Origin of the sequence: Serratia sp. LACPHL-BACT-2024-00286 (genome assembly GCF_043109535.1) — a bacterium.
Taxonomy (GTDB): Bacteria; Pseudomonadota; Gammaproteobacteria; order Enterobacterales; family Enterobacteriaceae; genus Serratia; species Serratia sarumanii.
In genome coordinates this window covers 1-22,696 of sequence record NZ_JBICNA010000014.1, presented here as the reverse complement: position 1 = coordinate 22,696, position 22,696 = coordinate 1, and the positions used below count along the sequence as shown (strand labels likewise).

Sequence of the window (22,696 nt, the reverse complement as noted above, 5' to 3'; positions counted from 1 at the left end):
GGCGTTCATGGGTCGGCCACCTCGCCTGACCTCGGCATCCACGTTACGGACGGCCTCAGGAAGTCCTGGCCAAGCCCCGACTATTGGGGCGCGAAGATAGCACCGAGGGTACGCCGGTGTCAACACCAACTGAAAACTGACCCACTTTACCCCTGAATCACCAAAGTAATACTGACCCACCTGGATCATTCGGGTTTGGAATTTTTCCTGACCACTCCCGCCTTCCTCTTGTCCTTCAAGCGGTAGCTTTCGCCGCTCAGGGTCAGGATATGGGCATGGTGCAGCAGCCGATCCAGCATCGCGGCTGTCAGGGTGGTATCGCCGGCAAACGCGTCGGCCCACTGGCTGAACGGCAGGTTCGAGGTCAGGATCATCGCCCCTTTCTCATAGCGCTTCGCCACCACCTGAAAGAACAGGTTCGCTTCCTCGCGTCCGAAAGGCAGGTAGCCGATCTCATCGATCACCAGCAGCCGTGGACCGAGGATGGCGCGGTTGAAGTATTCCTTCAGCCGCCCTTGTCGCTGCGCCGTGCTCAGTTGCAGCATCAGGTCGGCTGCCGTGATGAAGCGTGTCTTGACCCCGGCTTGCGCGGCCTTGTAACCCAAGGCGATGGCGAGGTGGGTCTTGCCGATGCCAGAGGGTCCGATCAGCACCACGTTCTCGGCCCGTTCGACAAACGCCAGACTGCCCAGCTCCTGCACCAGTGCCTTGGGCACGCCGGGGTTGAAGCTGAAGTCATAGTCCTCCAGGGTCTTGATGCCCGGGAAGCAAGCCATCCGCGTCAGCAGTTCGCGGCTGCGCTGCTGGCGACACCCCGCTTCATGCCGCAACAGGTGTTCCAGGAAGTCGGTGAAGCTGAAGTCCTCGCGCACCGCCTGCTGCGCCAGGACGGGGTAATGCGTTGCCACCCGTTCGAGTTTGAGTTGCTGGCACAGGGCGTCGATCCGCTCATGCTGGAGGTTCATCGGCAGGCCTCCCCAATTGCGTCATAGACAGACAGTGGGTGCTGGAGAGATTCCAGTGGTACCGGGCGGAGACTGTTATCCAGCAGGGGGGCCTCGTCGCGCCGCACACGGGATGGCAAGGGTTGCAGGTGTTCCCGCTCCTGCCGCCAACGGTCGATGGGGCGCTCGTTCAGGGTGGCGTGGACCCGCACATTCGCCTCGTCTGCCAACCAGTCACGGACGCGTCGGTTGGCAGCAGCACAATCGAGCAGCAGCCCCGTGCCCTTCATCCGGGTCAGCAACGGGTTGTAGAAGCTCTCGCGGAAGTAGCGATTGAAGCGCTCGACCTTGCCTTTGGTCTGGGCCCGATACGGGCGACACAGCCGGATCCGGAACCCCAGGTCATCGGCCAGTTGAAGCAAGCCGGGGTGAAAACGGTGCTTGCCGTCACCGTAGGCATCGCGTTCCAGCACCACGGTCTTCATGTTGTCGAACAACACCTCGCGGGGCACACCGCCCAGATAGTCAAAAGCCAGCAACAGGGAGTCCCGCACGGACTCGAAGGATTCGTCCGGTACGAAGGTGACAAACGTCATGCGGCTGTATCCCAGCGTGGCGACGAAGGCCGACATGGGGGATCTGGCCCGGCGCAAGACCACGAAATCAGCCTGCAACTGCCGTCCGGGCTCGGTCTCGAAACGGACGGCCGGACCTGCTTCGCGGCGGGCGGGCTTGAGCGTGGCGAGGAAGGCGCGCAATAACGAGAGACCGCCGCCATACCCTTGAGCGCGGATTTCCCGATTCAGGACGGTGGCAGGCAGCCAGATGGGGTGGGCCTGCTCGACCCGTTGCCGCAGATAAGATTCAAATGGCCCCAGTTTGGTGGGGCGTGGTTCACGGGGCTGGTATCGCGCTACCGACGGATCGCGGAGGTAGCGGCGCACGGTATTGCGCGAGACCCCCAACGTGCGGGCGATGTGCCGGATGGAGTGGCCCTGTCGGGCAAGAACTCTGATTTCCACGGTTTGCTCCTGGGTCAACATCGACGGCCTCGAAAAGGCCGCCAAACTAGCCCAGGTGGATCAGTTTTACTTCGCTGGGGTGGGTCAGTTTTACACTGCTGCTAACACGGAACCGCTGAAAATTCCGTCACTCCAGTTCCAGGCCTGCGACGATCGCATCGAGATCGATCGTCTTGCCGCTGCTTTGAAAGGTGTAGTGCCCGTTGAGCAGGATGTGCCGCCATGCCGCAGGCGAAATTTTTGTGATGAGTGCCAGCGCCTTGCTGTTGCCGGCCGCCTCGTACTTGGTCACCAGCCGCGACAAGATTGCCGAGTTGTAGAAAATGATCGTGTTGGCGATCAGCCGTGCGCACTGGTTGCTGATCTCGATTTCAATGTCGGTGCGACCGGTCAGTTCCTTCTTACCGCCGACCTGGGCAATGGCCGAGCGTAGCTGATGGTAGGACTCGAGGCGATTTTGCGAGCGGTGCACGTTGCGTTCCAGTTGCGGATCGCGCAGGTAGCGAAGCGTGTAGATGCTGCGGATGAGCTTGTCGAACTCGAAGATCGCGCGCCGCGTCGGGTTCGTCGTGGTGTAGGTGCACAGCTTGCGGATCAGCGTGCCCTGCGTCATTTCCTTCAGCCCGAGTGTGGCGACGATCCGGTCGATGTTCGGCTTCTCGCGATGGATGAGATCGCAGTCGATTTTCCCGACTGGCCGAATCAGGCACGCCTGATACTGTGCTGGATCGTCAGCGCAGTAGAGTTCTTTCAATTGCGCGTTGAGGTCGGTGAAGCGCGGCTCGAACCGCCGGCCAAACCAATGCAGGATGGCGAAGTTGGCCTTGTTGACGCTGTGCATGTCGCCGGTGATCGCGGTCGGCATGATGTCCGACGTGTTGCGATACCAGATGTCGAACACGTGGTGGGCCTCGTAGTCGTGCGCGCCGATCAGGTAGCCGTTGAGCGGGATGTGGTTGCACAGCAGCGTGTAGGCGACCACGCCCTTGCCGCGCCCGAAGTACTTGCGCGAATAGCGCGCCTTCACGGTCGGCCGTTCGACGCTGAATTTCTGCCCGTCGACGGCACCGTACAGCGTTTCGAGGTCGAACGAGTAGTATGGGAAGATCGGTAGCGTGGCGATGGCGTTGCTGATGCAGTCGTTGGCCGCGTGCAGCGTTGCCTGGCGCAGGTACTGCTGGTAGCCGCTATCCAGCACGTGGTACGGGATGTCGCTGGTGCGCGCCATGACGTGGTTGCCGTGGTTCATCGCTTGCGCGATGATGACCGCCATCAGGCTGTCAGCGTCGGCGACCTTCTTCGCGTAGCGCGGCTGCATGGGCGTGAACGCCGACAGAAACTTGCACTCGTCGTTGACGAAGCGAAACACGTCGGCCACGTCGCAGAACGGAAGCTTCTCGTAGAATGCCTTTTCGCGCGCTTTCTCATTCTCGCTCTTGGGCTTGCGCCAGGTCAGTTTCTGCGTGTCCTTGTTGTATTCGAGGTGCGTCAGCTTGCCCTGTTTCAGCTCGCGGTTGAACGCCAGCCACTGCGTGCGCAGTTCGGCAGTCAGCGCATCGAGTTGGGCATGGACGGGTTGCTGCAGGAAGGGGATCTCCATTTTTGCGAGCACATCGATCTTCCTGTCCATCTCAACCAGTTCATCTGAGAAGTGCCGGTGTTGCAGGCTGTCGTCGAGGTAGAGTTCACCCGATTGGAGACGCTTCCTGATCTGGCGGTACAGCCAGAACTCGTAGCGGTCAGCGTGCAGGCCGGTTGGTTTACCGTCGGCGTCGAAGGTCAGCAGGTACGGCCGCAAGCGTTTCGGAAGTGTCGCCGCGGGCCACTCGTCGAGTGGCCGTTGCGACAGCCGCTGCTGCTTGGCAAAAACACCTTTGGCCCAGGCCAGCGCGGCAAGCCATGGACTGTCTGGATTGGAGCCGGAGAGGTCGAGCGCAACGTACAGTGGACGAAGATGGCGGCGCATGCGGTCGGCCAGCCCGTCCACCGCCTGCCACTGCAAGGCCAGCTTGCTCGCCGGCTTCACGCTCATACGCTGCGCCGTGGTTTGCAGCGTATCGCGAGGCATGATCTTGTAGGCGCGCTGCCGCACCTCGCCGAAGGGCGTGGGATCGGCCACGCTATCATCAACGTAGAGTGACAGCAGGCGGCCTACCCGCGGCGTTTCCTGCTGACGGCGCACCTGCTCGTCGGCAAAGGATTGTTTGGCACCAGCGCTGCTTTCGTCCTCCAACTGCTTCATGTGGTACGCCATCGCATCGACCAGGTTGTCGGAGAGCTGCCGGTAGCGTACCCAGGCATAGCACAGCAGGTAGAGTTGGGTCTGATCGGCCTTCAGATTGCGCAGGTCGTGGACGGTGTAGAAGTTTGCCAGGCTCGCGTAGTACAGCAGGTTCTGCTGCGAGACGTCGAGTTTAGGCAGCAGTGTCTTGGCGATTGCGTGCAGCGGCTCCAGCGTGGCGCGCTTTTCGCGCTCGCGGACCATCTGGCGCCAGCCGAAATTCTTGGCGTCCTGCTTGAGCGCCGCCAGTTGCGACAGGGTGTCATCACGGACCAGAAGCTGGCTCAGCGCGGCCTTGGCAGATTCGTCCAACGCTTGCTCCAGCAGATTGCCCAGGCGCCGGCGCTCGGCGGATAGCGTTTCGCTGACCAACTCTTGCAAGGTCGTATAGCCGGGCCGGATAATCTTGTGCTCATTGAGCCAGACGATCAGCTCGGCGGCGACGAACCCCGGCGTTACGTCACGCCGCACGGTCCGTGCGGCCTGCTGCTCGAGCTGCGGCAGGAAGGCGGCCGACCACGGCCAGTAGCCGAATAGTTTGGCGATCTGCTCGCGCTGGGTGTAGCGTTCATGCTTGGTGATCGCCTTGGGTTCGAACACCTCGCCGTGGAAATAGCGGCTCAGCACGAAAGCGCAATCGTCCTCGACTTCGTCCCAGTCGAAACTGAAGAAGGCATGCTTGGCCTTGAAGTAGCCGATCTGCAAGAGGCAATAGACCTTGGCATGAAGACTGGGCCGGCTGTTGGCAAGCGCCAACTCGGTTTCTGTCACAGCCAGATATTCCAGCTGCTGCGCATCATCGAACTCCGGCAGGCCATACAAGGCCTCCTGTTCGGCGTCGGATAGGACGCTGAGTAGCTTGTTCTTCTTGCTCATGGCCCGTTCTTGCTATCTTGAGGTTTCGTAGAAACATGGGGCATTTTCGATTCTACTGAAATAATCGTTATTATCGCGTTACTCGCTTTTCGAATCGCAACCTGTCCATATGAAAACGGGCCAGACTACGGCTTCGAGTTCTACCCCAGTCGGCTTTCCCGATGCGGATTCGCTGGCTGCCTTGCGCGGCTGGTACGCGGGACTCAGCTCTCGCGCGGCCGTTGAACACTACCTGGCGGCACGCAAGGCCGCCGGTCAATCAGCGCGAGGGATGCTGGGGCATATCCGCCGCCAGCTCATCGTTTTCGCCAACAGCCGCCACCGGCCGGATCTGGCCGACGTGTTCCAGCACGCCCCCGAAGAGCGACAGGGGCGCGCGGGTGCCGTCGAACGCGCGATCCGGCTCTTGCCCACGCTGCCGGCGCCGAAGCCCCAGATCAGCGACAGCATCGACCAGTGGCTGTCTCCGAGGACCGTCAGGGCACTGCAGGCGTACGGTATCCACACCCTCTCGGCGCTGACCGTGCGCATTCCCCGCCGGCGTGGCTGGTGGAAAGCCATCGAGGGACTCGGCATGACAGGCGCCCGGCAGGTCGAGGCTTTCTTTGCCGCACATCCGCAGCTCACCGAGCGCGCCCGGGCCCTGATCCCGATTATTCAGCCCAGCGGCATCGTGCCGTGGGAGCTGTTGCGTCTGCCGAACGAAGTCGACGGCTCGCAGGGCAATTTCCGGGCCCCGCGCAACGCTTGCACGCTGAATGCGACCAACGACTACGAGGCCGTGCAGGCCTGGCTGGCGCTGCACGAGACTGTCGCCACACAGCGCGCCTATCGCAAGGAGGCTGCGCGGCTAATCCTGTGGGCCATCGTCGAACGCGGACGGGCGCTATCATCCCTGACCACGGACGATGCAATCGCGTACCGGGCCTTTGTCCGGCACCCGACCCCGCGCGAGCGTTGGGTGGGGCCACCTCGACCACGCGATTCGGTGGAATGGCGCCCCTTCTCGGGCGGCTTGTCCGCACGCTCGGCAGCGTATGCGCTGACGGTGCTCTCGGCGCTGTTCCGGTGGCTCATCGAGCAGCGCTATGTGCTGGCCAACCCTTTCGCCGGCGTCAAGGTACGCGGTCACGCCTTGCGGCCCGCACTGGATACGGCGCGAGGCTTTACCGAGGGAGAATGGCTACTGCTGCGCGCCATTGCAGACGGCCTGGAATGGTCCTACGGCTGGTCCGAGCCGGCAGCACAACGCCTGCGCTTCATGCTCGACTTCGGCTATGCCACGGGCCTGCGCGCTAGCGAACTGGTCGGCGCCGTCCTGGGTAATGTCCGCCTCGACGAGCACGGTGACCACTGGCTGCATTTGGTTGGCAAAGGTGGCAAACCAGGTAAGGTGGCCTTGCCGCCGCTCGCGTATACGGCGCTGGACCAATACTTGGCACAGCGTCAACTGCCAGTCAGCCGGGAACGGTGGAATCCGAAAACGCCCCTGGTGGGCAGTCTTGGGGAAGACGGTAATGCCGGCATCACCGGCCCTCACCTTTGGTGCGTGTTGCGAAGATTCTTTACGCAAGCCGCTGAGGCCATTGAGGCCGATCATCCGGTCGCCGCCGAAAAGCTGCGCCGTGCCACGCCTCATTGGATGCGTCACAGTCATGCCAGCCATGCGTTGGCCCGGGGAGCTCAGCTCACCGCGGTGCGCGACAACCTACGCCATGCGTCGATCGCCACGACGTCGATGTATTTGCATGGCGATGAGCTCGAGCGCGCCAGGCAGATGCGGCAGGCTTTTGGCGCTCGTCACGTCAAGCGAGGAGTCGACTGAATTTTCATCATACGGAATGACGGAATTTTCTGGGATTCCCGCTTAGAACCCCAGAACGTCCAATGCATCATCCAGCGCCAGCGTTTCCCATGCAAGGACAAAGGCAACCAGAACCGCCATCCTTTTCTGCGGTGACATCCTGGCAATATTGAACACCGAAGTCATACCAGCATAACGTGCGAGATTTTTCAGGCGCACAGCCGGGAGTGTACTCAGGTTTTCAGCATGCAGGCCAAAATCGTTCAGAGTTTTCCAGCGTTCAATTGCTTCATTAAACGCCGGACCACTGATGGTCACAGGGCCCTTTTTCAGTGATTCCAGTAAAGACAGGCGGCTGCAATCAGTTGGCCCCAGCAGCATCTCCAGCTGTGAACGCTGTTCGGCTGACGGTATCAGTGCCAGTTTGTTCCACAGGCGCAACGTCGCCTTTTCCCTTACCTCTGAAATCAACCGGGTCAGCGTAGTGGCTCCGGGGAGAATAATACGATGTTGCATAAGCCACCCTGTCGCCAGATCGAAAAGCAGGCCAGGACGTTCGTTGCTTATCCAGCTCCGGGTATATAAAAGACGGGTAAGGCGAAATGTCCAGGGCCAGGCAAATTCACGATACTGATAGTGCTGACGTATCAGCGCTGCATGCTCACGGCGGGTATTTTCCCTCTGACCGTATTCTGCAAGAACGGTGATATCACGAATCCCGAGCTGTCTGGCGGTAAAATGCCGGACGCCGGAAGGAATATGATTCATATCGGTGAGGAAGGTGCCCAGAAAACGGACACATCCAATTTGCAGGGCAATGCCCAGACGGTTGTGATCACCTCTGCTTTTTCCGATAAATTCCTTGTCTGCTTCATCAAGGTGAAAATATCGTGCCAGCTGAAGCTCATCCGGTTCACCGGTGAATCTGCCATAGCTTTCAGTCTGCTCAGTGGTCAGAAAGTCAACGGGCATATCGGCCTCCCTGCCTGACGGGCATTTAGTAACATTTTTCCAACCGTACGAAATGTTATAAATTATCAGACATAGTAAAACGGCTTCGTTTGAGTGTCCATTAAATCGTCATTTTGGCATAATAGACACATCGTGTCTGATATTCGATTTAAGGTACATTTTTATGCGAATTTTTGGTTATGCGCGGGTCTCAACCAGCCAGCAGTCCCTCGATATTCAGATCAGAGCGCTCAAAGATGCAGGGGTAAAAGCTAACCGCATCTTTACCGACAAGGCATCCGGCAGTTCAACAGATCGGGAAGGGCTGGATTTGCTGAGGATGAAGGTGGAGGAAGGTGATGTCATTCTGGTGAAGAAGCTCGACCGTCTTGGCCGCGACACCGCCGACATGATCCAACTGATAAAAGAGTTTGATGCTCAGGGTGTAGCGGTTCGGTTTATTGACGACGGGATCAGTACCGACGGTGATATGGGGCAAATGGTGGTCACCATCCTGTCGGCTGTGGCACAGGCTGAACGCCGGAGGATCCTAGAGCGCACGAATGAGGGCCGACAGGAAGCAAAGCTGAAAGGAATCAAATTTGGCCGCAGGCGTACCGTGGACAGGAACGTCGTGCTGACGCTTCATCAGAAGGGCACTGGTGCAACGGAAATTGCTCATCAGCTCAGTATTGCCCGCTCCACGGTTTATAAAATTCTTGAAGACGAAAGGGCCTCGTGATACGCCTATTTTTATAGGTTAATGTCATGATAATAATGGTTTCTTAGACGTCAGGTGGCACTTTTCGGGGAAAAGTGCGCGGAACCCCTATTTGTTTATTTTTCTAAATACATTCAAATATGTATCCGCTCATGAGACAATAACCCTGATAAATGCTTCAATAATATTGAAAAAGGAAGAGTATGAGTATTCAACATTTCCAAACAAAGTTAGGCATCACAAAGTACAGCATCGTGACCAACAGCAACGATTCCGTCACACTGCGCCTCATGACTGAGCATGACCTTGCGATGCTCTATGAGTGGCTAAATCGATCTCATATCGTCGAGTGGTGGGGCGGAGAAGAAGCACGCCCGACACTTGCTGACGTACAGGAACAGTACTTGCCAAGCGTTTTAGCGCAAGAGTCCGTCACTCCATACATTGCAATGCTGAATGGAGAGCCGATTGGGTATGCCCAGTCGTACGTTGCTCTTGGAAGCGGGGACGGATGGTGGGAAGAAGAAACCGATCCAGGAGTACGCGGAATAGACCAGTTACTGGCGAATGCATCACAACTGGGCAAAGGCTTGGGAACCAAGCTGGTTCGAGCTCTGGTTGAGTTGCTGTTCAATGATCCCGAGGTCACCAAGATCCAAACGGACCCGTCGCCGAGCAACTTGCGAGCGATCCGATGCTACGAGAAAGCGGGGTTTGAGAGGCAAGGTACCGTAACCACCCCAGATGGTCCAGCCGTGTACATGGTTCAAACACGCCAGGCATTCGAGCGAACACGCAGTGTTGCCTAACCCTTCCATCGAGGGGGACGTCCAAGGGCTGGCGCCCTTGGCCGCCCCTCATGTCAAACGTTAAACATCATGAGGGAAGCGGTGATCGCCGAAGTATCGACTCAACTATCAGAGGTAGTTGGCGTCATCGAGCGCCATCTCGAACCGACGTTGCTGGCCGTACATTTGTACGGCTCCGCAGTGGATGGCGGCCTGAAGCCACACAGTGATATTGATTTGCTGGTTACGGTGACCGTAAGGCTTGATGAAACAACGCGGCGAGCTTTGATCAACGACCTTTTGGAAACGGCACTGTTGCAAATAGTCGGTGGTGATAAACTTATCATCCCCTTTTGCTGATGGAGCTGCACATGAACCCATTCAAAGGCCGGCATTTTCAGCGTGACATCATTCTGTGGGCCGTACGCTGGTACTGCAAATACGGCATCAGTTACCGTGAGCTGCAGGAGATGCTGGCTGAACGCGGAGTGAATGTCGATCACTCCACGATTTACCGCTGGGTTCAGCGTTATGCGCCTGAAATGGAAAAACGGCTGCGCTGGTACTGGCGTAACCCTTCCGATCTTTGCCCGTGGCACATGGATGAAACCTACGTGAAGGTCAATGGCCGCTGGGCGTATCTGTACCGGGCCGTCGACAGCCGGGGCCGCACTGTCGATTTTTATCTCTCCTCCCGTCGTAACAGCAAAGCTGCATACCGGTTTCTGGGTAAAATCCTCAACAACGTGAAGAAGTGGCAGATCCCGCGATTCATCAACACGGATAAAGCGCCCGCCTATGGTCGCGCGCTTGCTCTGCTCAAACGCGAAGGCCGGTGCCCGTCTGACGTTGAACACCGACAGATTAAGTACCGGAACAACGTGATTGAATGCGATCATGGCAAACTGAAACGGATAATCGGCGCCACGCTGGGATTTAAATCCATGAAGACGGCTTACGCCACCATCAAAGGTATTGAGGTGATGCGTGCACTACGCAAAGGCCAGGCCTCAGCATTTTATTATGGTGATCCCCTGGGCGAAATGCGCCTGGTAAGCAGAGTTTTTGAAATGTAAGGCCTTTGAATAAGACAAAAGGCTGCCTCATCGCTAACTTTGCAACAGTGCCACAATGTGCGTAATGACCCCCCTGACCTCCAACCCGTCCTCATCGTCATCAGGTATAGCCCTGAAGTTATCCAGCTTATCGAGTTCCTGGAGACACCGCTTGGGGTGTAGTCGCAATCGCATGATCCTGAATTCTTGTTCCAGGACACAGAGCACCAAAGACCCGTCAACGGGCGTGCCCCCAAAATCTACTATGAGCAGCGCACCAGGCTTTATCCCTTCCCGGAAAGAGTAGGTATCACTTCGAAAAAAGAATACTCCCGGCGCTCCTGTATTACAGTGCTGATCGAGTGACAGCCTGTTTTCCTGGTAGTCGGTTGCTGGCGATGGAAAACCCATTTTTAACGGCCTCCGTTGGGGTTAAAAAGCATGAATGTCCGGTTCTCTCCTTCCTGAGTGGAAATGTCTTTAAAAACGGTCACGTAGGTTTCAATCCACTGATTTGCTTGGCGACAACTCCAGTGAAAATTAATCAGCGCAAGCTGGCTGACAAAGGCTTCTGTCGTAACTGTCTGACGACCGTTCGGCTCACGCTTAATGCTCGCACGCCAGGCTGAGTCAATTTCATAGTGTCTAGGCATGAAAAACCTCCGATCAATATAGCTGTATGCATATACAGTATAAAGAATCAGTTTTATTCTTCAACACACTGTTTATTATGTTGTAACTACTCCCTACCTTCAGGTTCATGGTTCATTTTGTTAACGGTCTGTTGCTTCACAGCTTTGCTGATAGTCGCCCGGCTACAACCCAGCACTTTTTGAATCTGGCTCCAGGAGCTGCCGCTCGCAATCAGCCTGTTTATGGCGTCATAGCGAGACTGATTAACCTGGCGGCCTTTATACTTCCCTTCCCTTTTCGCCCTGGCGATCCCCTGCTGCTGCCGTTCCCGGCGCTGTTCATAGTCTCGCCTGGCGACGGCGGCCAGCATATCCAGCAACATATCGTTTATGGCCGAAAACATTCGGCTGTCAAAATCATTGTGACCCGATGCGAGCCAGGTTGTCGGAACGTTGACGGCCACAACCCGGATATCTTTCTGCCGGATCATTTTCTTCAGTGTGTTCCAGTCCTCCCCTACCAGGCGTGAAAGCCTGTCCACATCCTCTACCAGCAAGATATCGTTTTGCTGACAATCTTTCAGGAGCCGGAACAACTCAGGGCGTTCAAGCTTAGAACCTGATTCATTTTCAATGTAGTAGTTACAGATGCTCAGGCCGCGCTCGATGGCGAAGGTATTTATCGTGTCCAGGGCGCGTGTTGCATCCTGTTCAGTCGTGGATGCGCGTAAGTAAGCTCTGACAAAGCCTTTCGGTACTGTTTGAGTCATTATAGGGAACCAGTTCATTTTGAGTTAACCAGACACACCCATACAGTACCCATTTCAGTTGGTTCAGGGAAGGCACACTCAAAAAGAACCAGCAAACAGACCCCAGCCCTATAGTGACAACGTCACACTAAAAATTTACAACATAAAGATGATGTAAAGACACACCAAGATTTACACCATAAAGCGCACATAAAGACACAGCAACATTTACCATGTAAAGACACCATAAAGATAAATATATCTTTATTTGTGCTTTACATGGTAAAGCCATTGCATTATAAAGACACTGTAAAGACAAAAGTATCTTTACGAAAAACACACCATGTAAAGACATTCATATCTTTACATGAGCTTTACAACATAAAGAGAGGGATTCTGAAATGGGTAAAATCTTGCTTGTCGTATCAGATAAAGGTGGGGTAGGCAAAAGCACCTACGTGGCTAACACAGGCTCAATGCTGGTCAACAAAGGTAAGTCGGTAATTATCCTGAAGACAGATAAAAACCACGATCTGTTGAGCTGGAACGAAAAGCGGACAGATAACGGCTTACTCACTATCCCGGTTCACGCAGCTTACGGAAACGTCAGCAACGAAATTAAGCGCCTTAGTAAGCTGTGTGAAGTTCTCATTGTCGATTGCCCCGGCCACGACAGCCAGGAGTTCCGTAGCGCCCTGACAGTATCAGATATCGTGGTGACACTGGTTAAGCCGTCCTCTGATTTCGAAAGCGAAACACTGACCAGTGTTACAGAGAAAATCCGCACCGCTCAGAAAGCTAACGCAGCTCTGGAACCGTGGGTGCTGTTCACCAGAATCAACTCAGCGAAACCCCGCCACAGAAAAGCGGCCATTGATCTGGATAAATTACTGCGTTCGGACAACATCTGGATTCAACCTCTGAAAACCCGGATATCCGAGCTGGATGTGTATGAAAGCGCCTGTAATGAAGGGGCAGGGGTACATGACGTTAGCCGGGCATCGAGCCTTTCAACAGCGAAAGCACAGATTGAACTTGTGGCACAGGAAATTGGCATTTTATAGAAATATCAACAATATTCATCGAAATCTTTACATTGTAAATACACCATAAAGATACTATGATATTTACAATTAATGCATACCGTACAAGGGGAAATTTTCATGGCTTTAAAACTAAACCGCCCGAACATCGATGAATCTCAGCAACCAGCAACAAACGCAGAAACCGCGCGTTTTATCTCCGGCGCTACCAGAGCGCCTGTAGCGGGTAAACCAAAGTTGATGAACTTCAGACTGCCAGCGTACTTTGAGGAGATCCTGGAAGCGGAGGCGCAGAGAACAGGCCAGAGCAAGACAACCGTTCTAAAGGCAGCGCTGGCCGCATTCGATAACCTGGACGAGAACCTGAAAAACCACTGGCTGCTTGAATCTGCAAAATTAGGGTAGCGTTATGGCTAAGAAAAAGAGATATGTTGTGATGGTTAGAGATAAACCAAATACAGCGGCAATCAGCGATTATTAGCCTGGTTAGTATGGTTCGCTAACAGGCATAATAAGGCCGTTGCCTATGACTGCGGAGAATGGATTGTCGAACCATCACATTGGTTAAGAATTGGAAATCCAAAATAGAAAGAAACCTAAGGAAAGAAAAATGTTCATATTCAGATATATTAAAACTCTTATTAATATCTACTTGTTATACATCCAACCGATATTGGGGATGTTCCTTATAGGTATAGGCTTATGGGGGTTCTATGCACCTGATGAGGGAACTTGTACTAATCTCAATATTGAGTTATGCGCTGTATCAGCTATTGATGTTCTGAAGCCTGCTATTTTTGTATTTTTAGGCATTATTACCGTTGCCGGATGGTACTTTACCGAACTTCAGCCGAAGCTAAGGGGGGAGGGCAAGTATATGAAGGTAAAAACAGGTGTAAAACCGGAAGATTTCGTTAAGTAAAAACCGAGCCTAAAGACGTTAACCGTGGGGGATTTATGAATAAATCATGGCTTGAACAACAGGTGCAAAATGAAAAATTAAAAAAAGTACAGGAAGAGAAAAAAGATGGCACTATCCAAAAAGGATTGTACAGGGTTCGTATAAAAGACAAATACAGGTGGGATTTGTGGGAAAATGATTTCAGAGTTGTTATTGCTTATTCGAAAGATGATGCAGAGCTAAAATTTACAGAAATGACAGGTTTTAATGAGCATTACTATATAGAAAGCATTGAAAAAATAGTGCTTTCAGATATAGAAAAAATCTTACTGGAAAACTGAAAAGATAGTTATCCAGAGGTTTAGTTAAATAATGGCGTCAGTTTTTCAACCAGTAGCAGATCGCTTAAACCGTCTAAAGAAACAACTTCTATACCAGAATCAACAAGTGAATCAACTCCACATACTTCACCGAAGCCGATAACCATAATCGGCTTTCGGTCTATCAAATCAAAAATCACCAAAGGCAATATTACACTGTTAATCGCTTCAAACTCCTGAAAAAACATTTCAGAGCCGTATTCGCTGGCAGGAAAAAGAATCTCACTTAATCTCAAACCATAAAAAATATGGTAGTGTTCTTTAAGGTTATCCTTTAAAATATTAACAGCCTTAGAATATTTTTCGTTAATAAACTCTTTAACCTGATATTTCATAACTCTCTCCAACAAGAACCGACTGTAGGTCACCGGGCAAACGTTGCGGAATGGCGTCAGAGACGTCATTTTGCGGCGTTTGCCCTATCCTGCATCGCAGTGAAAAGAACTCGCCTCGTGCGCTATGATTAACCGATGATAAAAGGCTGAAAGAAGCACTGCAAGCCGACTGGATAACATTGTTGCTTCACGGCTGATCATCATTGGTTGCCTCAGTGCTAGTGTGCTTTGCATCAGGAACCAGAAGACGATACCACGGCATTTTTTTGTTAAGCAGCTCCATCAGGGGAGTGGCAAACAAACTCAATCCCCACAGCGTTACGATTACTGGAATCGTGAAATTTTGCGGCGTCCAGAACTGGCGCTCAAGGTGGAACCATGTAACAACACAGAGCATTCCACCAATCCAGAAAATAGCTTTACTGAAAGCCCCCAGGACTGCCAGAGAAATAACAGAGACTAAATGCAGTGCGCCAGCCGTAGCAAGACGTAGATAAAACCAGAACCATTTAGCGTGCCGGATAACCGGGTTACCGTTCGTTTCTCGCAATCGTTTTTTACGTTCCCGGATGATTTCTTTTTTCAGCTTACTTCGTTCGGCTCCCTGCGGAAACTCATATATTTTAGCCATGTTTTGCCTCACTTATTCTTTTTTGGTGGAACGACTTTGTCAAACTCCTCTAAAAATGCCATATCATCTTCCGAAAAGGATGAGGATTTTTCATTTATACTAAACTCAAATCTAAGCATGTGAGCCATTCTCCCTTTTTTCCCAACAACAGAGAAAGATAACTGATTTATTTCCGTTTTCTCAATTATCTCATTAATGCTTTTATTGATAACATCACGAACAAAAAATGAGTATTTAGGATACTTATATTTCTTCTCCCCTTCCTCAATAGTATAAAGTCCCATTTCCTCTTTTAAATCATCCACGGATATATCAAAAGATTTTTTTGAACTATTCTGACTGTAATATTTCCTAATGACTTGATAAAGGTTTGTTGAGTTTACACTGTTCAACAACACAACTGATTTCAATACCTGAGTGGTATATCTATTTTCAGAACCAATCAACTTAGAAAAATATCGCTTAGCTGTATTTGTGAATTTTATCCGTACAGTTGCAAGATGATCGTAATAGGCACAGAATTCTGTTAAGTTTAAATCCAAGCGATCAGGTATTTTATTCTTAGATGATAGTATCCCAAGTTCATCAGCCAAATTTTTTAAATCATCTCTGTTTAAAACTAACGTAGTTGAAGAAAGAACTTTAGCTCCCTCTTTCAGAGCTGCATAAGAGGCATATTTATCTAAAGAAGTAGCTTTTGAAAAAAAGTCAGCATCAACCTCCAAAATATCATCATCTAACATTTCCTTTGTATCAATCTGGCAAAGAGCCAGAAAAAGCACTCTTTTTGCTGAAAGGGAAAGGGATGCAAGAGTTACCCCAACTTCATTTCTATGTCTAACTTTCGTTAATCCCGTTACTGTCTTCACGATAAGCCTCATATAACCTTTCCTATGTAGGCAAATCATAACCCCACAAAGGTTGTAATTCAAGACAACAATACAACCTTTAATTAAAAAACCTCTCACCTTTAGATATGAAGATCTGAGGATCTTCATATCTAAAGATAGCAACAACCGCATGTTTCACTTGATGTTCAGTCAAACTGTGGAAACCGTTAAAAATCTTCTCACCTTACGTGAAAAATCCTCTCATCTTTAGTGAAAAATCTAACTACCTTAACTTAAAAATCTTCTCACCTTACGTGAAAAATCCTCTCACCTTACGTGAAAAATCCTCTCACCTTTAGCAATTTTTTTCCATAATTTTCAGGTAATTGAAGCGAGCTAAGTTTTTAAGTTTTTAAGATCAAGAAGAAAATATAAGGCTTTTAATGCACAGCGTCTGTGGATAACTCAGCATAAATCCAGAGGATAGATCCGTCTGGCCTCCCTGAGCACTGCACCACCAAAAATTGAGCAAATATTAACCTTAGCGCGTAAGTGCTCTATTGAAACCCCGTGGAAATTCCGCTTCCTCGCTCACTCGCGGGCTTCGCCCTGTCGTTCGGCTGCGGCGAGCGGTGTAATCTCTCTAAAAGATCCAGACGGGATCCTTTTCCGATCCAATTCTTAAATGCTCTCAAAAGCCCTCAGAGGCGTTTTAACCGCTTTAACCCGGTCATGGTTCAACGGAGCGGGTAAAATGCGCTTAGAACGTCATACAGCTCGTTTTTAACCTGATCCCTAATCAGGGGGTATAACAGAGGCGGCCAAAAAATCCGGCCTTGCTCGTCAGAGTATCTACCGCGCATTATCCCCGAACGGAAACCCGACCATCACAACACTTGCACAGCTTGCAGCAGTAGCCGGGTTACAGTTCACTCTCAGTAAGCCCAACCACTAACCTTTCAGACAAGCCCCTCATACCGGGGGGATTATTTCTTATGCCAGCAAAATTTCACGACCGGCGAGGATGGCCAAGTGTTTTTTGCTGGCAATTTTCGTGCAGCAGCTGGCGCCCGGATTCATTTTTTGCTGTCAGGCATCAATCGGTTTCAGCAACCCGCCCCGTAATTCGCTGCTAACGCATCTCATAACGCGCAGATACAGCGCCCCGCGCCAGTGTTTCACACTGACCCGGCGTACCGTTCGCAAGCTCACGCGCTAACTGCGACAGGCTAAACATCGTCTGATAGTCAGAAATTGGCCTGGCAGGGGTGAGGGGGGTTATCGCTCTCATTCGGGCTTGTTGGTTCGCCAGTCCTGGCGAACGTCTCCGGCGCGATGTTACGACAGCGCATTATGTAACTACAGTTCGCGCCTCTTTCGGAAATCCCTTCATGCGCGGTAAAGCAATATACATCTTTATGTAATCTTTACAATGTAAAGCATTAAAAATGATTCCATAACCATCATTTGATGGTATAATGAATTTGTTGGTTGGGAATGGTTCCCTGCCAGATTCCAGAAGCCCACACGGGCGGGAGCGAAAAATGAATATTCAGGAAGCATTAAACGTTTTTGGTTTATCCGGTGATCTGACTGAAAAGGACATCAAGGCGGCATACAAAAAAGCGGCTTTAAAATATCATCCAGACCGCAATCCATTGGGTGCCGAGCTGATGAAAGCAGTAAATGCTGCGTTTGATTTTCTCATGGCTAACATTGATAAAATCAATCAGTTTCAAAGCACTGATGAAAACGCACGTTACAACTACGGTGAAGATCTGGAAAAAGTTCTGAATACGCTTTCCGGCCTTACAGGGATTGTCTATGAAGTTATTGGTAATTGGGTCTGGATTAGCGGAGAAACTAAAGAACACAAAGACATTTTAAAGGAAATGGGCTGTAAGTGGGCATCTAAGAAAAAACAATGGTTTTACCGTCCTGAAGAACACAAAAGCCGCTGGAACCGTAAAGAACACAGCATTGAAGAAATTCGTGAAATGTATGGTACAGCGGGTAAACGTAAGGCGTCAGGCTGGACACGTGTAGAAGCAAGCGCATAACCGGAATGGGGGCGAAAGCCCCCTAGAACATGGCAAAGATTGATTCGGAGACACGTTGATGAAAAACAAGACCATAACGGAAGCGGAGCTGATAAACATTTTTGAAAGTTACGGAGCCTACATTTGCCCGGATGAGATCGAAGTTACAGCCAAAGAATGCAATGAAAATGGTTCAGTCTTGCACCGTGGCTTAAACGCAGAAGGATGGGCGCATCTTTTTGCGAAGGAAGAAGCATATCAGCAGGAATGCGAAGCCCAGGAAGCTGCAAGTGATGATGGACACTTTGATGAATAGTCTTAAAACTGCCGTAATTCGATTTACGGCTTTTTTATTGAGTTCAAAAGGCTGAATCGATGAAAGAACAGAAAAATTTCTTTGAACGGTATAAACCGGTGTTTGAAATCGTTTGTCGAATCCTGGGGAACGGCTGGCGTGTAAATCTGCTCGATGATTGCCAGTACAGGATTAAGCTAACCTCACCTGATTTTAAAAATTACTCTATACATATTCGAATGGAGAAAGGAAGGTTAGTTATCATTGGAAGCGTAGATAGTCGCAGCTGGAGAAGTCCTTACCATACTTGCACAGTATCGCCAGAGCGTAACCCTGTAGAAATCGCCGCCGATATTGAAAAGAAAATCCTGTCGGATGCTTTAGATAATGTAGATATGGCGCGAGAGTATGAACAACAGTTACAGCAAAAACGCGAGAAAAAACTGATCCTGAAAGGAATGCTATCTCGTTTAGTGCATCTTGAAAGCTGGCATGGGACATTGACCGGGTTTAAAGTTGAGAATGGGTTAGATGGTAACGTATCAGAACGGGGCGACGGATATGAAATGGTAATTCGTGGCCTGAGTGTAGATCAGCTCATAAAGGTAGCGGGGTTTATTAAACAGCTATGAGGCAAAAAATGAATGAAGTCCTGAGCGACAGGAAAAACAAAGGTAATGTAACATACAGGATTGTTGTGTCTGAAGATGCAACACGTTTGTTTATTGAACTTGAAAAACTGATGAAGGTACGCTCTAAAGAAGCGGATAAAAAAACAACTAAAAAGATTGTTTTCCAAAAATCATTTTATTACGAAGAATTCTCGAACGTTAAAGATGAAATTGATGATCCAATTTTATTGAAATTCTATACAGATACTATTGTGAAGGTACAAAATCATGAGTTTTAAGCCAACACCTGAAGAGGTGAAACAAGCACGTATTAAAGCTGGCTTTACGCAGCAGGAAGCCGCTGAACGGTTTGGTTTTACGTTATCAGCCTGGCAAGCCAAAGAAACATCCGGTAAAACGTCTCGTGGTTTAGCCGCTGGTACGTATGAATTACTTTTGCTCCTGGCTGATGAACATCCAGATTACCAGCTCGTTAAGAGAGAAAAAAATCAGGATAAAGTGACTAAATAAATTGCATTACCATCATATGATGGTATAATTTATTTGTAGGTCGGGAATAGTTCCTTACCATGATCCAGTAGCCCAAACGGGCGGGAGACTAAAATGAACACGTATGTTATCACTTTCCAGGCTTTAAACACTAAGAAAGAAAAAATCACCTGCTCTGCTTTTGTCCATTCAGAAACTCTCTTCCTTGCCGTTCATTCTTTCGAAGATAAAAATCGCGGTCGTGGTTATGTTATCACGTCTGTTAGTGAATTGTTGTCCGAGGAACTGACGGCGAAAAATTCCCTCAAGAAAAATATTAACTTTTGGTTTAATGAGTGTGGTTTAAGTAAATCTGAGGTTATAAACGAAGTAATTAACTGGAAGAATTTCGCATATACCCTTAAAGAACTGGAGGAAGCCAAAAATGAAGCGATAAGAGAACTGCGGAGTTAATCAATTAGGGGTGGTATCAGGTTGTGGAGGCAACCTGATACCGTGACACTCAATTCCCTCGCGAGGAATATAAAATGTCGGAACGCATGTTATCAGCAATACAGACTGTTGAAAAGGGTGGGCGTCCGGTTTTTCCCTTGATGCCATTCTCTGCTTTTCCTGAGTACATGGCATTACTCAGAAAAGCCCTGGAAAAGAAAGAAACAAAAGCACTGATAGAAAAACAGGAGGTGCTATGAAAAAACAGGAGTTTTTAGATTTTATCAGTGCAGAACAGAGGCGGGGAGCTGTCCGGTTTTCGCTGGGATTTAACAGCAAAGGGGAAATTGTATTGCACTGGACTAACGAGGCCGGGTTAAGAGTCTGGAGTATACTAAGCGGTAACAGGGGAAAAAGTCCCAGCCGGGCAAACCGGGAAAGAATGAGTAACCTCCGCCGCTGGCTCCATGATGCCCGGCAGGGCATGGAAGGCGACACACCAGAGGCAGAATAAAATTCCCGTTCCTGAATCGCCGAAGCCCTCCCGTTTACGGGAGGTGCTTTTTTTGTATATTCCGTAAAACAGCGCTCGCGCCCCCTGCCAGGCCATTCGCGTAGCGAATTTATTTCCGCCCAAGTTAGCCGCGAATCCGTTGTCTCCGGTCGCAGACGCACCAGATCACAGCCACGATAGCCTTTCATTTTTTGCATTTCGATGGACGCTGAAGCACAATTTATGTGTGGAGGTAGTTCACTGCGATGCAGGATAGGGCAAACGCCGCAAAATGACGTCTCTGACGCCATTCCGCAACGTTTGCCCGGTGACCTACAGTCGGTTCTTGTTGGAGAGTTTTATGAAAAAAGTTCAATTCAGGATTGAAGAAAGCCAACATGATGATCTACTTGATTGTCTTAAAACACTTTATCCAGATGAACCGGGTTTAACCGTGGCAAAAGGAATGAAGCTGCTTGCCAATGCTTTACTGAAAAGCAAGGTTAAAAATGAAGATGTTAATGTGTCAAAAGACAATGATGATTTTATCAAAACCACAATGTATTTGACAGGGAAACAAAGAACTTTAATAGAGAAAGCGGCTCATCGTCATGGCTGGAATTTATCCAGAGAATGTCGTTATCGAATCCAGACGACACTTGAAAATGAACTTGATTTTTTCGATCAGGAACTTCTGGTGATGAATCGTTGCCGTAATGCAATAGATAAAATAGGGCGAAACTTTCATTATATTATCGTTAATGATAATGCCAGAGTACTTGATAAAGATGGGTTCTATCAGGACGCTGAGCGGTTGAGTTCAGAGATAATGAGTCTCAAAAGTGAGTTTGAAAACTACATTATGTTATGCAAAGGGCGAACTGTTTCTAACAAGGTTGAGGTGTAATCATGGGCGTTTATGTTGACAAGGAATTCAGGGTTAAGCGTAAGTCCTCTGAAGCTGGCCGCAAGTCTGCTTTCGCCCATAAAGTTAAAAATGGTGGTAAAAACTATCAACGCAACGTTCAGGAACGTATCAACCGCAAGGGTGCCAGTAAGGAGGTTGTTGTCAAAATCTCAGGAGGTGCGATTACCCGGCAGGGAGTTCGAAACAGTATTGACTATATGAGCCGGGAGTCAGAGCTGCCAGTGATGAGTGAAAGCGGTCAGGTATGGAAAGGTGATGAGATTCAGGAGGCTAAAGAGCACATGATAGATCGTGCTAATGACCCTCAAAATGTTTTCGATGATAAAGGTAAGGAAAATAAAAAAGTAACCCAAAATATTGTGTTTTCACCGCCTGTATCAGCAAAGGTAAAACCTGAAGATCTGCTTGAGTCTGTCAGGAAAACGATGAACAAGAAGTACCCAAATCATCGTTTTGTGCTTGGCTATCATAACGACAAAAAAGAACATCCACACGTGCATGTCGTTTTTCGTATTCGTGATAATGACGGTAAACGAGCTGATATCAGGAAAAAAGATTTACGGGAAATTCGTACAGGTTTTTGTGAAGAGCTGAAGATGAAGGGCTATGACGTTAAAGCCACTCATAAGCAGCAGCATGGACTTAACCAGTCTATTAAAGATGCGCACAAAACAGCGCCAAAACGACAGAAGGGCGTTTATGAGGTTGTTGATGTTGGCTACGACCATTATCAGAACGATAAAACCAAACCAAAGCAGCATTTCATAAAGCTTAAGACACTGAACAAGGGCGTGGAGAAAACATATTGGGGGGCTGATTTTGGTGAGTTAACCACTCGCGAGAACGTTAAGAAAGGTGATCTTGTTAAGCTGAAGAAGTTAGGACAAAAGGAGGTGAAAATCCCTGCACTTGATAAGAACGGTGTACAGCATGGCTGGAAGACTGCACACAGGAATGAGTGGCAGCTAGAGAACCTGGGGGTTAAGGGCATAGACAGAATCTCTTCATCCAGTAAAGAGCTGGTGCTGAACAGCGCGGAGATGATTAAGAAACAGCAACTCCAGATGAGAAATTTCTCGCAAATAAAACAGTCGATGATTCAAAGCGAACAGAAAGTGAAAATCGGAATTCGTTTAGGATAATTCATACTCTCCGGTAACTTATTGATTAAGATCGATTTATTTATCTTGTTAGCAGAGTTTTTGTAAAAAGTAACTAGCGGTAAAAAATTTAGTTAACTTGACTATAAAATAAGCGCATGGTGATCAATCGATCTGCTTTTTTGTTATCAAATAGCATATGTATCTAGATATAAATAAAATACAAGCACAAACAAAATGAAATGTGTCGTAAATGCGATCTAAAGATCTGCTTGTGTGGTTGAACGCAGCACATGTAGCTGATAAAGTTTTTATGAGATGTAAATTTGTCCTTTTGTTTTTTTT

Annotated in this window: 27 protein-coding genes and 3 pseudogenes; 20 read left to right on the top strand and 10 right to left on the bottom strand. The window is 49.9% G+C overall.

The features are described 5' to 3' along the window. Positions 1 to 185: 185 nt before the first annotated feature. The 3 genes from istB to tnpA form a co-directional block, all read right to left on the bottom strand. Positions 186 to 965: an IS21-like element ISKpn7 family helper ATPase IstB gene (istB, locus tag ACF8MC_RS24975; protein ID WP_004152394.1), complete on the bottom strand. Its 780-nt coding sequence runs from the start codon at positions 963 to 965 to the stop codon at positions 186 to 188. Continuing rightward, entirely contained in the window at positions 962 to 1,987 is a 1,026-nt protein-coding gene (gene istA, locus ACF8MC_RS24970; protein WP_004199214.1) for an IS21 family transposase, read from the bottom strand. The genes istB and istA overlap by 4 nt, the downstream gene beginning before the upstream one ends. Before the next feature lie 106 nt (positions 1,988 to 2,093). Continuing rightward, on the bottom strand, positions 2,094 to 5,123 hold the full coding sequence (gene tnpA / locus ACF8MC_RS24965; protein WP_004152392.1) for a Tn3-like element Tn4401 family transposase: 3,030 nt from the start codon (positions 5,121 to 5,123) through the stop codon (positions 2,094 to 2,096). A gap of 109 nt (positions 5,124 to 5,232) precedes the next feature. On the opposite strand from tnpA, the gene tnpR reads away from it, so the two are divergent. Then, positions 5,233 to 6,948 carry a Tn3-like element Tn4401 family resolvase TnpR gene (gene tnpR, locus ACF8MC_RS24960; RefSeq protein ID WP_321220366.1) on the top strand — a complete coding sequence of 572 codons (1,716 nt, stop codon included), beginning with the start codon at positions 5,233 to 5,235 and terminating at the stop codon, positions 6,946 to 6,948. A gap of 51 nt (positions 6,949 to 6,999) precedes the next feature. On the opposite strand, the pseudogene ACF8MC_RS24955 reads toward tnpR, so the two are convergent. After that, positions 7,000 to 7,899 (bottom strand): annotated as a pseudogene (locus ACF8MC_RS24955) (DUF4158 domain-containing protein); the annotation flags it as partial. Positions 7,900 to 8,062: 163 nt separating this feature from the next. On the opposite strand from ACF8MC_RS24955, the gene ACF8MC_RS24950 reads away from it, so the two are divergent. From ACF8MC_RS24950 to ACF8MC_RS24935, 4 genes and pseudogenes are all read left to right on the top strand, one after another. After that, positions 8,063 to 8,620 carry a recombinase family protein gene (locus ACF8MC_RS24950; RefSeq protein ID WP_001217881.1) on the top strand — a complete coding sequence of 186 codons (558 nt, stop codon included), beginning with the start codon at positions 8,063 to 8,065 and terminating at the stop codon, positions 8,618 to 8,620. A gap of 233 nt (positions 8,621 to 8,853) precedes the next feature. After that, complete coding sequence (gene aac(6')-Ib, locus ACF8MC_RS24945) at positions 8,854 to 9,408, top strand: AAC(6')-Ib family aminoglycoside 6'-N-acetyltransferase (protein WP_063840280.1); 555 nt, start codon at positions 8,854 to 8,856, stop codon at positions 9,406 to 9,408. A gap of 69 nt (positions 9,409 to 9,477) precedes the next feature. Beyond that, positions 9,478 to 9,693, top strand: a pseudogene (locus tag ACF8MC_RS24940) (nucleotidyltransferase domain-containing protein); the annotation flags it as partial. A 65-nt stretch (positions 9,694 to 9,758) separates the two neighbouring features. After that, complete coding sequence (locus tag ACF8MC_RS24935) at positions 9,759 to 10,463, top strand: IS6-like element IS26 family transposase (RefSeq protein ID WP_001067855.1); 705 nt, start codon at positions 9,759 to 9,761, stop codon at positions 10,461 to 10,463. Positions 10,464 to 10,496: 33 nt separating this feature from the next. On the opposite strand, the gene ACF8MC_RS24930 is transcribed toward ACF8MC_RS24935, so the two are convergent. The 3 genes from ACF8MC_RS24930 to ACF8MC_RS24920 form a co-directional block, all read right to left on the bottom strand. Further along, positions 10,497 to 10,853: a S24 family peptidase gene (locus ACF8MC_RS24930; RefSeq protein ID WP_004199403.1), complete on the bottom strand. Its 357-nt coding sequence runs from the start codon at positions 10,851 to 10,853 to the stop codon at positions 10,497 to 10,499. Positions 10,854 to 10,855: 2 nt separating this feature from the next. Beyond that, positions 10,856 to 11,095 carry a hypothetical protein gene (locus ACF8MC_RS24925; protein WP_001549892.1) on the bottom strand — a complete coding sequence of 80 codons (240 nt, stop codon included), beginning with the start codon at positions 11,093 to 11,095 and terminating at the stop codon, positions 10,856 to 10,858. An 86-nt stretch (positions 11,096 to 11,181) separates the two neighbouring features. After that, positions 11,182 to 11,844 carry a recombinase family protein gene (locus tag ACF8MC_RS24920; protein ID WP_001549893.1) on the bottom strand — a complete coding sequence of 221 codons (663 nt, stop codon included), beginning with the start codon at positions 11,842 to 11,844 and terminating at the stop codon, positions 11,182 to 11,184. Between the two features lie 380 nt (positions 11,845 to 12,224). On the opposite strand from ACF8MC_RS24920, the gene ACF8MC_RS24915 reads away from it, so the two are divergent. The 4 genes from ACF8MC_RS24915 to ACF8MC_RS24900 all read left to right on the top strand — a co-directional run bounded on the left by ACF8MC_RS24915 (position 12,225) and on the right by ACF8MC_RS24900 (position 14,108). Further along, entirely contained in the window at positions 12,225 to 12,887 is a 663-nt protein-coding gene (locus ACF8MC_RS24915; RefSeq protein WP_000516402.1) for a division plane positioning ATPase MipZ, read from the top strand. A gap of 99 nt (positions 12,888 to 12,986) precedes the next feature. Further along, positions 12,987 to 13,271 (top strand): hypothetical protein, encoded by a 285-nt coding sequence (locus tag ACF8MC_RS24910; RefSeq protein WP_001185481.1) that lies wholly within the window; start codon positions 12,987 to 12,989, stop codon positions 13,269 to 13,271. 205 nt (positions 13,272 to 13,476) lie between these two features. Continuing rightward, complete coding sequence (locus tag ACF8MC_RS24905; protein ID WP_000469598.1) at positions 13,477 to 13,788, top strand: hypothetical protein; 312 nt, start codon at positions 13,477 to 13,479, stop codon at positions 13,786 to 13,788. Between the two features lie 35 nt (positions 13,789 to 13,823). After that, positions 13,824 to 14,108 carry a hypothetical protein gene (locus tag ACF8MC_RS24900; protein ID WP_001043731.1) on the top strand — a complete coding sequence of 95 codons (285 nt, stop codon included), beginning with the start codon at positions 13,824 to 13,826 and terminating at the stop codon, positions 14,106 to 14,108. A 20-nt stretch (positions 14,109 to 14,128) separates the two neighbouring features. On the opposite strand, the gene ddp1 (ACF8MC_RS24895) is transcribed toward ACF8MC_RS24900, so the two are convergent. The 3 genes from ddp1 (ACF8MC_RS24895) to ACF8MC_RS24885 form a co-directional block, all read right to left on the bottom strand. Beyond that, positions 14,129 to 14,482: a DNA distortion polypeptide 3 gene (gene ddp1 / locus ACF8MC_RS24895; RefSeq protein ID WP_000877224.1), complete on the bottom strand. Its 354-nt coding sequence runs from the start codon at positions 14,480 to 14,482 to the stop codon at positions 14,129 to 14,131. 187 nt (positions 14,483 to 14,669) lie between these two features. Continuing rightward, positions 14,670 to 15,113 carry a hypothetical protein gene (locus ACF8MC_RS24890; RefSeq protein ID WP_001074369.1) on the bottom strand — a complete coding sequence of 148 codons (444 nt, stop codon included), beginning with the start codon at positions 15,111 to 15,113 and terminating at the stop codon, positions 14,670 to 14,672. Positions 15,114 to 15,121: 8 nt separating this feature from the next. After that, positions 15,122 to 16,135 (bottom strand): replication initiation protein, encoded by a 1,014-nt coding sequence (locus ACF8MC_RS24885; RefSeq protein ID WP_001348704.1) that lies wholly within the window; start codon positions 16,133 to 16,135, stop codon positions 15,122 to 15,124. A gap of 610 nt (positions 16,136 to 16,745) precedes the next feature. On the opposite strand from ACF8MC_RS24885, the pseudogene ACF8MC_RS24880 reads away from it, so the two are divergent. From ACF8MC_RS24880 to mobP1, 11 genes and pseudogenes are all read left to right on the top strand, one after another. Then, positions 16,746 to 16,898: pseudogene (locus tag ACF8MC_RS24880) on the top strand (DNA-binding protein); the annotation flags it as partial. A 589-nt stretch (positions 16,899 to 17,487) separates the two neighbouring features. After that, on the top strand, positions 17,488 to 18,003 hold the full coding sequence (locus ACF8MC_RS24875; RefSeq protein ID WP_001025390.1) for a DnaJ domain-containing protein: 516 nt from the start codon (positions 17,488 to 17,490) through the stop codon (positions 18,001 to 18,003). A gap of 58 nt (positions 18,004 to 18,061) precedes the next feature. Beyond that, entirely contained in the window at positions 18,062 to 18,298 is a 237-nt protein-coding gene (locus ACF8MC_RS24870) for a hypothetical protein (protein ID WP_000792381.1), read from the top strand. 59 nt (positions 18,299 to 18,357) lie between these two features. Next, positions 18,358 to 18,909 carry a hypothetical protein gene (locus ACF8MC_RS24865; RefSeq protein ID WP_000662998.1) on the top strand — a complete coding sequence of 184 codons (552 nt, stop codon included), beginning with the start codon at positions 18,358 to 18,360 and terminating at the stop codon, positions 18,907 to 18,909. 8 nt (positions 18,910 to 18,917) lie between these two features. Next, positions 18,918 to 19,187, top strand: coding sequence for a hypothetical protein (locus ACF8MC_RS24860; protein ID WP_001006717.1), 270 nt, complete (start codon positions 18,918 to 18,920; stop codon positions 19,185 to 19,187). Next, on the top strand, positions 19,177 to 19,419 hold the full coding sequence (locus tag ACF8MC_RS24855; RefSeq protein ID WP_000008707.1) for a hypothetical protein: 243 nt from the start codon (positions 19,177 to 19,179) through the stop codon (positions 19,417 to 19,419). Before ACF8MC_RS24860 ends, ACF8MC_RS24855 begins: the two co-directional genes overlap by 11 nt. A 93-nt stretch (positions 19,420 to 19,512) precedes the next feature. After that, on the top strand, positions 19,513 to 19,851 hold the full coding sequence (locus ACF8MC_RS24850; RefSeq protein ID WP_001099725.1) for a hypothetical protein: 339 nt from the start codon (positions 19,513 to 19,515) through the stop codon (positions 19,849 to 19,851). A gap of 74 nt (positions 19,852 to 19,925) precedes the next feature. Then, entirely contained in the window at positions 19,926 to 20,090 is a 165-nt protein-coding gene (locus ACF8MC_RS24845) for a hypothetical protein (protein ID WP_000004083.1), read from the top strand. After that, positions 20,087 to 20,344, top strand: a complete 258-nt coding sequence (locus ACF8MC_RS24840) for a hypothetical protein (RefSeq protein ID WP_004199355.1) — start codon at positions 20,087 to 20,089, stop codon at positions 20,342 to 20,344. Before ACF8MC_RS24845 ends, ACF8MC_RS24840 begins: the two co-directional genes overlap by 4 nt. A gap of 340 nt (positions 20,345 to 20,684) precedes the next feature. Further along, positions 20,685 to 21,230: a DNA distortion polypeptide 1 gene (gene ddp1, locus ACF8MC_RS24835; RefSeq protein ID WP_001348698.1), complete on the top strand. Its 546-nt coding sequence runs from the start codon at positions 20,685 to 20,687 to the stop codon at positions 21,228 to 21,230. A gap of 2 nt (positions 21,231 to 21,232) precedes the next feature. Continuing rightward, positions 21,233 to 22,393 (top strand): MobP1 family relaxase, encoded by a 1,161-nt coding sequence (gene mobP1 / locus ACF8MC_RS24830; protein WP_004199101.1) that lies wholly within the window; start codon positions 21,233 to 21,235, stop codon positions 22,391 to 22,393. The last annotated feature ends 303 nt before the right edge of the window (positions 22,394 to 22,696 follow it).